The sequence below is a fragment of the Kribbella sp. NPDC048915 genome (genome assembly GCF_040649595.1).
Taxonomy (GTDB): domain Bacteria; phylum Actinomycetota; class Actinomycetes; order Propionibacteriales; family Kribbellaceae; genus Kribbella.
On sequence record NZ_JBEZFT010000026.1, the window covers coordinates 70,147 to 79,530 of the forward strand.

8 protein-coding genes are annotated in these 9,384 nt (G+C 70.3%); 3 read left to right on the top strand and 5 right to left on the bottom strand.

Annotated features, from left to right (window positions below):
- The first annotated feature begins 11 nt into the window (after nt 1–11).
- Entirely contained in the window at nt 12–539 is a 528-nt protein-coding gene (locus AB0B82_RS16385; RefSeq protein WP_360168126.1) for a ferritin, read from the top strand.
- A 21-nt stretch (nt 540–560) separates the two neighbouring features.
- Here the strand turns inward: AB0B82_RS16385 and AB0B82_RS16390 are convergent, their stop codons facing one another.
- Nucleotides 561–2,474: a DUF2207 domain-containing protein gene (locus AB0B82_RS16390; protein WP_360168129.1), complete on the bottom strand. Its 1,914-nt coding sequence runs from the start codon at nt 2,472–2,474 to the stop codon at nt 561–563.
- Between the two features lie 119 nt (nt 2,475–2,593).
- On the opposite strand from AB0B82_RS16390, the gene AB0B82_RS16395 reads away from it, so the two are divergent.
- Nucleotides 2,594–4,744 carry an elongation factor G-like protein EF-G2 gene (locus AB0B82_RS16395; protein WP_360168132.1) on the top strand — a complete coding sequence of 717 codons (2,151 nt, stop codon included), beginning with the start codon at nt 2,594–2,596 and terminating at the stop codon, nt 4,742–4,744.
- Here the strand turns inward: AB0B82_RS16395 and AB0B82_RS16400 are convergent.
- The 3 genes from AB0B82_RS16400 to AB0B82_RS16410 are packed head-to-tail and all read right to left on the bottom strand — an operon-like array spanning nt 4,737 to nt 7,311.
- Complete coding sequence (locus tag AB0B82_RS16400; protein WP_360168135.1) at nt 4,737–5,993, bottom strand: tetratricopeptide repeat protein; 1,257 nt, start codon at nt 5,991–5,993, stop codon at nt 4,737–4,739. The genes AB0B82_RS16395 and AB0B82_RS16400 overlap by 8 nt on opposite strands.
- Nucleotides 5,990–6,865 (bottom strand): tetratricopeptide repeat protein, encoded by an 876-nt coding sequence (locus AB0B82_RS16405; RefSeq protein WP_360168138.1) that lies wholly within the window; start codon nt 6,863–6,865, stop codon nt 5,990–5,992. Before AB0B82_RS16405 ends, AB0B82_RS16400 begins: the two co-directional genes overlap by 4 nt.
- On the bottom strand, nt 6,862–7,311 hold the full coding sequence (locus tag AB0B82_RS16410; protein WP_360168141.1) for a hypothetical protein: 450 nt from the start codon (nt 7,309–7,311) through the stop codon (nt 6,862–6,864). The genes AB0B82_RS16405 and AB0B82_RS16410 overlap by 4 nt, the downstream gene beginning before the upstream one ends.
- A gap of 62 nt (nt 7,312–7,373) precedes the next feature.
- Between AB0B82_RS16410 and AB0B82_RS16415 the strand changes: the two genes are divergently transcribed.
- On the top strand, nt 7,374–7,778 hold the full coding sequence (locus AB0B82_RS16415; RefSeq protein WP_360168144.1) for an HIT family protein: 405 nt from the start codon (nt 7,374–7,376) through the stop codon (nt 7,776–7,778).
- 1 nt (nt 7,779) lies between these two features.
- Here AB0B82_RS16415 and AB0B82_RS16420 read toward each other — a convergent pair whose 3' ends face one another.
- Nucleotides 7,780–8,874 (bottom strand): glycosyltransferase family 4 protein, encoded by a 1,095-nt coding sequence (locus AB0B82_RS16420; RefSeq protein ID WP_360168147.1) that lies wholly within the window; start codon nt 8,872–8,874, stop codon nt 7,780–7,782.
- Nucleotides 8,875–9,384: the final 510 nt, after the last annotated feature.

Here is a 9,384-nt window from a genome sequence, read left to right on the forward strand (position 1 = left end):
ACATTGACCGCATGAGCACGTACGAAAAACTCCTGCAGGAGCAGATCCGGAACGAATTCACGGCGTCGCAGCAGTATGTGGCAGTCGCTGTCTGGTACGACGCCGAGGACCTGCCCCGGCTGGCCGCGCACTTCTACCAGCAGGCCCTGGAAGAGCGCAACCACGCGATGATGATGGTCCAGTACCTGCTCGACAACGACGTCAAGCCGCAGATCCCGTCGGTCGGTGATGTCGTCACCGAGTTCGCCACCGCGCTGGAGCCGCTCGAGCTCGCGCTCGCGCAGGAAGTCACCGTCACGCAGCAGGTCGAGATGCTGGCGCGCACGGCGCGTGACGAGAACAACTACATCGGTGAGCAGTTCATGCAGTGGTTCCTCAAGGAGCAGGTCGAGGAGGTCGCCTCGATGAAGACGCTGGTGAACGTCGCCAAGCGCGCCGGCGACAACCTGTTCCACCTCGAGGACTTCCTCGCCCGCGAGACGGTCGGCGAGGCCGGTGCCGACCCGCTGGCACCGGCGGCCGCCGGCGGCACCCTGTAAGCCCTTCGGCGGCGGCCGGAGCTACCAGCTCCCGCCGCCTCCGCCGCCGCCTCCACCGCCGGAGGAGCCGCCGCTGAAGCCGGACGAGCTGCCGCCTCCACCCGAGCTGGCCGGGGCGGGCGGCGGGTCGAAGGTGCTGGCGACGGTGGAGCTGACAGCGCCGGCGGTCCATCCGGACGTGTAGTAGGACGGTCCGGCGTACCAGTACGGGTCCGCCGGGATGCGGCCGGCGGCGACGAGCTGCTCGCAGACCTGCTGCCAGCGGTCGGCCAGCCCGAAGGCGATCGCCCATGGCAGGTACTTCGAGAAGATGTCCTCGCCCTCCTCGAACCGCAGCTGATCCGCCTCGGCCGTGGCCAGGTACTTCCGGAACCCGATCAGCTGGTCGGCGACCGCCCGGCCCGCCGGGTTCCGTTGCCCGCGGCTACGGATCCCGATCCAGATGCCAACGGCAACGAGCACCGCGATCACCGGGATCGCCACCGTCGCGGCCCGGCCGAGGCCACCGGTGGCGGCGCTGATCGCCGTACCCATCAGGCCGGCGCCGACCACCCACACGCCGATCACCGCCATGCAGGCGCATCCGGTTCCGTTCTTGAACGCCGATCCGCCGCCGGCCCGCGGCAGCCGCAGGTACCATTGGCGGGCCCGGACCTGGTCGCGCAGCGCCTTGATCATCGCGTCGTGCGCCTTGCGCATCGTGTGATCACCGACCGCGCCGCGTTCCAGCGCGATCTCCGCTCCCGGCTGCAACGACGGGAACAGGCCGAGCATCAGCGCCTGCTCGTGCGGCGCGGTCGCGGCCGCCGGGTTCAGCAGCACGGCCTTCTGGCTGGGCCCCTCGTTGACGATCTTGACGCCGCCGCGGACGGCCAGATCGATCAGCGTCGCCGCGGTTTCGGTCGTGGTCGCCTTCGAGTCGATCAGCAGGCCACCCTCCCCGACCGGGATCTTCGGCGGCGCGAACGCCACCGGGATCTGATCCTCGGCCAGCTCGTCCTTCACCGTCTGCACGGCGACCCCGTCCGGCGGGAACGTGCCCGGCGGCATTCCGCCGTACCGCTGGTCCTTGTTGCCGAACTTCGCGTACAGCGCGGCGAGCACCAGCGCGCCCGCGGTCACGACGCCGGCGCCGATCACCCGCAGCCAGCTCAGCCCGTTGCGCTCCAGCCAACTCGGCGGGTCGACCACGATCGGGGTGTCGTTCTGGACGGCACCCGCGCCGATCCCGGCGACGATCGTCACGCCCTCGCCGTCCGGCAGGTCCGAGGCGCGGAAGGTACCGCGGTCGCCGACGACCGAGCTCGAGCACTCCTGGTTCGAGCCGACCCGCCCCTCGAAGCAGGCGGTCTTCTGGACGCCGCCGGGCACGGTCACGCTGATGTCGACCCGCCGGATCGCGGCACTCCAGTTGTTGCCGGTCGCATCCCAGTACAGCTCGCTGTGGTCGTCGAAGTGCCGCAGCGCACCGCGGACGTCGTACTTGATCACGTACGTCGCGTCCGTACCGGGCACTGTCTCGTCGGCGGACCCGATCTGCAGCTGCAGCTCCTCGTAGCGACCCTGGTTGCCGGTGTAGGTGTCCTCGGTGAACTTGGCCGAGACGCCGGGCGTCGGCGATGCCACCTCGACGTTGCTGACCTCGTACAACTGATCCTTGGAGTCGTCGTCGGCGTAGGGCTCCCGCGTCACCAGAGTGCGGTAGATGCCGTGCCGGCCGGTGCTCCCGAAGTGGTAGTCGATCGTCTCGGTGACGTGCAGCACGCCGTCCGCTGAGACGTCGTACTCGATCCGGAAGTTCGTGATCTCGTCGCCGGATGCGCTCCCGGTAGCGCCCGCCGGTGCGGCGAACCCCACTGCGGCGAGGACCGCGACGACGGTCCCCAGCAGTGCCGCGAACAACGGACGACCAGCTACCCCGAGTGCCCAACGCATGTTCGCGACCCTATCGAGGGCAGGGGTCCGGGCCCGGCGGACGGACACGAATCCGGGACCCGAGGGGCCTTGTGCGAACTGCCGGTTAGCGGAATCGTGGGTGGACCAGGAGGAACGTCATGGCAGACAAGACGAACACTTCCCAAGGCACCGGGGCCGCGCCCGCTGTGGACAGCCCGGCCGCCATCCGCAACGTGGTGCTGGTCGGCCCGTCGGGCGCCGGCAAGACCACCCTCGTCGAGGCCCTGCTGGTGGCCTCCGGAGTCCTCAACAGACCCGGCACCGTCCAGGACGGAACCACGGTGTGCGACTTCGACGACGCCGAGATCCGGCAGCAGCGCACGGTCGGGCTGTCGCTCGCCTCGCTGCGCCACGACGGCCCCGACGGAACGGTCAAGGTGAACCTGATCGACACCCCCGGGTACGCCGATTTCGTCGGCGAACTGCGGGCCGGTCTGCGCGCCGCGGACTGTGCGCTGTTCGTGATCTCGGCGTGCGAGGGCGTCGACGAGCCGACCCGGACGGCCTGGCAGGAGTGCGCCGAGGTCGGGATGCCGCGCGCGGTCGCGGTCACCAAACTCGACCACGCCCGGGCGAACTACCAGAACGCACTGGCCGCGGCGCAGGCGGCGTTCGGCGACAAGGTGCTGCCGCTCTACCTGCCCGCTGGTGACGGGCTGATCGGGCTGCTCACCCAGACGTACTACGCCTACTCCGGCGGCAAGCGGTCCACGTCCGCGCCGGACCCGTCGTACGGCGACCAGATCGAGGAACTGCGCGGCACGCTGATCGAGGGGATCATCGAGGAGTCTGAGGACGAGTCGCTGATGGACCGCTACCTCGGTGGCGAGGAGATCGACGAGAAGATCCTGATCGAGGACCTCGAGCGCGCGGTCGCGCGGGGATCGTTCTTCCCGGTGATCCCGGTCTGCAGCGCGTCCGGCGTCGGTACCTACGAGCTGCTCGAAGTGATCACCGCCGGGTTCCCGTCGCCGCCGGAGCACCCGCTCCCCGAGGTGTTCACCCCGCACGGTGTCCCCCGCCAGGGTCTGACCTGCGACCCGGACGGGCCGCTGCTCGCCGAGGTGGTGAAGACGACGTCGGACCCGTACGTCGGCAGGGTCAGCCTGGTCCGGGTGTTCTCCGGCACCATCAGGCCCGACGCGACGGTTCACGTGTCGGGCCATTTCACGTCCTTCTTCGGTGACCACCACGGGACGGCGCACGGGCACGAGGACCACGACGAGGACGAGCGGATCGGCACGCTGTCGTTCCCGCTCGGCAAGATCCAGCGGCCGGCCGGCGAAGTGATCGCCGGCGACCTGTGCGCGATCGGCCGGCTCACGCGGGCCGAGACCGGCGACACACTGTCCGACAAGGCCGATCCGCTGCTGCTGAAGCCGTGGACGATGCCGGAGCCGTTGCTGCCGATCGCCGTCCAGGCGCACGCCAAGACCGACGAGGACAAGCTCGGCGTCGGATTGCAGCGGCTGGCCGCAGAGGACCCGACGCTGCGCATCGAACAGAACCCGGAAACCCATCAGATCGTGCTGTGGTGCATGGGCGAGGCGCACGCGGACGTCGTGCTCGACGCGCTCGCGAACCGGTACGGCGTCACCGTGGACCAGGTCGAGCTCCGGGTCCCGCTGCGGGAGACGTTCGGCGGCCCGGCCAAGGGGCACGGACGGCATGTGAAGCAGTCCGGCGGTCACGGCCAGTACGCCGTCTGCGACATCGAGGTCGAACCGTTGCCGCCGGGCTCCGGCTTCGAGTTCGTCGACAAGGTCGTCGGCGGCGCGGTGCCGCGGCAGTTCATCCCGAGTGTGGAGAAGGGCGTCCGGGCGCAGATGGAGAAGGGCGTCGCGGCCGGGTACCCGGTGGTCGACATCCGGGTCACACTGCACGACGGCAAGGCGCACAGCGTCGACTCCTCCGACATGGCGTTCCAGATGGCCGGCGCGCTCGCGCTGCGCGAGGCCGCCGCTGCGACCCGGATCGTGCTGCTCGAGCCCGTCGACCTGGTGTCGGTGCTGGTGCCGGACGACCTGGTCGGTGCGGTGATGAGCGACCTGTCCGGGCGGCGCGGGCGGCTGCTCGGCACGGACAAGGTCGGCGACAGCCGCACGCTCGTGAAGGCCGAGGTGCCGCAGGTGGAGATCACCCGCTACGCCATCGACCTGCGCTCACTGTCGCACGGCGCGGCGTCGTTCACCCGCGAGTTCTCCCGCTACGAGCCGATGCCGGACTCGGTGGCGGCCAAGCTCAAGTAGGTCGGCTCAGACGGCGGCGTACGTCGCGGGACTTGAGGTACGCCGCCACGTCGTCGTACCGCTCGCTCTGGTTGGCGAACTCGATGTAGGAACGGACGCGGTGCAGCCAGTCGAGGGTCGACGGCTTCACCGCGGCCAGCGCGTCGGTGAGGTGCCGCATCGCCAGCGGCGGCTCGCCGCCGGCCGTCAACGCCTCGTCGATCACCTTGTCCACCCCACGCTCGATCAGCGCGCGCAGGTCCGCGCCGCTGAACATCGCCGTCTGGCCGGCGATCGCCTTCAGGTCGAGCCCCTCGGCCGGGACCTCCTTGGTGAGCACGGACAGGATGTCGGCGCGGGCCGGCTCGTCCGGCGGCGGTACGAAGATCACCCGGTCGAAGCGGCCGGGACGCAGCATCGCCTCGTCGACGTCCCACGGTGCGTTCGTCGCCGCGAGTACCAGCAGGCCGTCGTTCTCGGAGCCGATCGCGTCGAGCTCCTGGAGCAGGACGTCGACCAGCCGGCGCGACTCGGACCCGCCGTGCTTGTGCCGCGCGAACGCCAGCGCGTCGAGCTCGTCGAGGAACAGCACGCACGGCGCATTGGCGCGGGCCCGTTCGAACGCGGCGTGCAGGTTGCGTTCGGAGACTCCGAGGTACGGATCCATCACGTCTTCGATCCGGACGTTGACGAACGGCAGCCCGCACTCCCCCGCGGTCGCCCGGGCGAGGAGCGTCTTGCCGCACCCGGGCGGTCCGTAGAGCATCACGCCGCCGCCGGACTTGCGGCCGTACTTCTCGTACAGCTCCGGGCGGCTCAGCGGCAGGATCACCATCCGGTGGATGACCCGCTTGATCTCCTCCATGCCGCCGACCTGGTCGAAGGTCGTGGTCTCCTTCGGCGCGTCCGCGACCAGCGGATCCTGCTCGTCCTCCGGACCGACCTTGATCCGTACGCCGCTGCGCTCGGAGATCATGCCGTCGACGAGCTGCTGCAGCCGCCCGGTGCCCTCCACAACACCTTGTTGGCGGGCCGCGGACAGGAGGTTGCGCAGCAGCGCGAGCCGCCCGTTCGCCGCGGCCAGCTCGCCGACCGGAACGAACTGGTCGTCGGGCAGCCCGTGCTGGTCCAGCACGACGACGTACTGGTCGAGCGCCTCCTCCGTCTCCCCCGCCGCCACCAGCGACTCCGCCAGCACCAGCCGCAACAACACATCGTCCGGACTCGCATCGACGGCCTTGCGGAGAGCCTGGATCCGTTCGTTACTCATGCGCCCCACTTTCGGTTGAGCCAGCGGCGGACCAGAGGTGGGACGACCCACGAGTAGACGCAGAACGCGAGCCAGGCCATGGCGAACGCGAACGACAGCGGCGCGAGGCCCGCGATCCGCAGGCCGTAGATGATTGCGACCGCGCCGACCCAGACGACCAGCGGATTGAACCGGGCGAACGGGCGCAGCGGCCGCATCAGCGGGTGATTCAGGAGCTTGGCGTCCCGCGCGGCGGCCCGCAGGTCCGCGTCACCGGGCTGCGCCGCAGCCGCGGAGGCGAGCGACTGGTACCCGGAGCGCGCGTCGCCGGTGAGGATCGACGCCGTGCCGTGCAGGGCGCGGGCATTCGGGTCCTCGGGGTCGTACCCGAGCGCCTCGGTGCTGTGCCGGTGCATGTCGCGGTCCTTGCCGAGCGCAAAGGCCACCTGCGCGCGGGCGGCCGAGACCGCCGCGCTTTCGGGCGCATGTGAGGCCGCCCGCTCGACCAGCGCGCTCGCCTTCTCGGCCTGCCCAGCCGTCAGACAGACGTGCGCGTACCCGATCAGGAGGTCCGGATCGTTCGGGTCGAGGCTCAGACCCTGCAGGTACGCCGCCTCGGCCTCGGGCAGCCGCCCCTCGGACCGCAGCGCGGCGCCCAGGATGTGGAGCATCGCGGGGAACGGGCCGTGCAGGGCGAGGCCGTCGCGGAGCACGTCGACCGCCTCGGCGTTCCGGTCGAGCGCATGCAGGGCGGCACCGCGGAACAGATACGCGCGGAAGTCGACCGCGGCATCGCCGGACAGTCCCTGCAGTTCTTCGAGGACCCGCTCGGGCCGGCCGATCTGCAGCCAGTGCGCCGCCATCCGCAGTCGGGACTCGCTCGGATCGTTCACAGCACCACCGCCACCAGGTAGAGGATCATGGCTTCGGCGACCGCGCCGCCGATCGTCGCGGCGATCCCGACACCCCACAGCGAGCCGTAGTCGGTGCCGCGCAACTGGAACGCGCGGTCCATCGGCCGCTGCAGCCGCAGTTGAGCCAGGCAGCACAGCACGGCCACGACCCGGATGCCCACGCGAACCCCGGACGTCAGATCGCCGTCGCCGTACAGCAGCAGGAAGACGCCGGTCACGAGGAACAGGCCGACGAGACCGGTGAGCAGGATCAGCCGGCGCTTGGCGGCATCGACACCGAGCCGGCGCGCGTTCAGGAACGCCACGACCGTGCAGGCGATCACGCCGCCGAAGAAGGCGACGTACGTCTGCGACATCAGCCGCCACGGACGGGCGCTGAGGTCCACGCCGGAGGAGATGGTCGGGCGCAGGAGTTCGTCCGGCATCGGGCTCCTCGTACGACGCGAATGGGCAGGGATTCGGCTCGCGCAGTGTATAGCCTGTGCGGATGAGCGAGAACTGCCTCTTCTGCGGGATCGTCGCCGGTGACATCCCCTCCACCCGGGTCGCGGAGACCGAGCGTGCGATCGCGTTCATGGACATCAACCCGGCAACGAAGGGTCACCTGCTGGTGGTCCCGCGGGCCCACTCGACGGATTTGCGGGAGGCCGACGCCGAGGACCTGACAGCCGCCACCCTGCTCGCCCAGTCGCTGGTCTCCCGGGTGATCGACCGCCTGGACGCCGACGGCGCCAACCTGCTCAGCTGCATCGGCGCCGCCGCGTGGCAGTCGGTGTTCCACACCCACCTGCACGTCATCCCGCGCTATCAGGACGACCCGCTGCAGCTCCCCTGGCACCCGACGCCCGGCGACTTCGACGAGATCAAAGCGACCGCCGCCCAGCTCGGCTGAGCTAGCGGCGGGCGACCAGTTCGTAGACGGACAGCAGCTCGGGCACCAGGGCCGACCAGTCGTACTTCGGTACGGCGGCCAGCCCGGCCGCCCGGAGCTCATCGCGCCGCTGCGGGTCGTTCAGCAGCGCCAGGGTGCGCCGAGCGAGCTGATCGACGTCACCAACGTCGAACAGCTCCCCCAGCCGCCCGCCTTCCAGCACCTGCCGGAACGCGGGCAGATCGCTCGCCAGGACCGGTGCGCCGGCGGCCATCGCCTCGAGCAGCACGATGCCGAAACTCTCGCCGCCGAGATGTGGAGCGACGTACAGGTCGGAGCCGGCCAGCATGTCCGCACGCGCCTCGTCGTCGATCGCGCCGAGGAACAGGATGTTGTCGCGGTACTTCGGCGGAACCGGGCCCGCCGCGTGTCCCGCACCGGCGACGAGGATCTTCAGTCGGGGCCGCTCGGCGAGCAGCGCCGGTACGGCGTCAATCAGCACGCCGAGGCCCTTGCGCGGTTCGTCCAGCCGGCCGAGGAAGCTGATCGTGCCGTCCGCCCCCATCCACTCCGGCCGTGGACTGCCCTTGAAGCGGGACGTGTAGAGGCCGTTCGGGATCACCACCGCCTCGCCGCCAATGTGCTGCACCATCATCGAGCGGGCGTTCTCGGACACGGCGATCCGGGCGTCGATCTTCTCCAGCGCCGGCCGCAGCAGCCCGGACGCCACGCTCATCGCGCGGGACCGGACCTGCCAGGTGTGAAACGTCGCGACGAACGGCCCGTCACCCTGCCAGAGCGCGATGATCGAGGCGCTCGGCGTGGTCGGCTCATGGACGTGCACCACGTCGAAGTCCCCGTCCGCGAGCCAGTTCCGGACCCGCGCTGCCGTCCGCGGACCGAACGTCACCCGGGCGACCGACCCGTTGTACGGAACGCCGACGGCCCGCCCGGACGACACGACGTACGGCGGGACCGCGTCCTCCGGATCGTCGACCGGCGCCAGCACCGAGACCTCATGGCCGACCGACAGCAACGCCTCGGCCAGATCGCGGACATGGTTCTGTACCCCGCCGGGCGTGCCCAGCGAGTACGGACAGACCACACCGATCCTCACAGCACGATTCTCACTCCTCAAGGAAAATCCGGCTCAGCTGACTGATCCGTGGGTGGATCCGCGTGACCGAGTCGGTGCCCACGCTGTACGACCGAGCGCGTCCCCCGCGGCTGAGGCCCCTGAGCCCCTACCGGGAACCGCGCACCCCCATTCGGGACCGTGCACCCCGTCCTGGAGCCTCCCATCCCCGCCGGGGCCTCGCACACCCGCCCGGGACCGTGCACCCCCTCCTGGGACCTTGAACAAGCAATAACCAGTCCACACCCATCACAACCTGTGCAAGCTTCCGTCTTGAGCCCGCACGACGACCGGCGCAGCCAACCTCGCACGCGCGGCGGATCAGCCGGGTGGTCATCTGGTCGGCGGTGGCGTGGCGTGGTGTGCGGTGGTCTAGGAGTCTCCGGGTTTCCGCCGCACGGTGGGTTCACCCACGGTGTTGTGGGTTCCGTACCCATCACACGGGTCAGGAACCCACAACACGATGGGTGAACCCACCGCGCGGGGACAAGC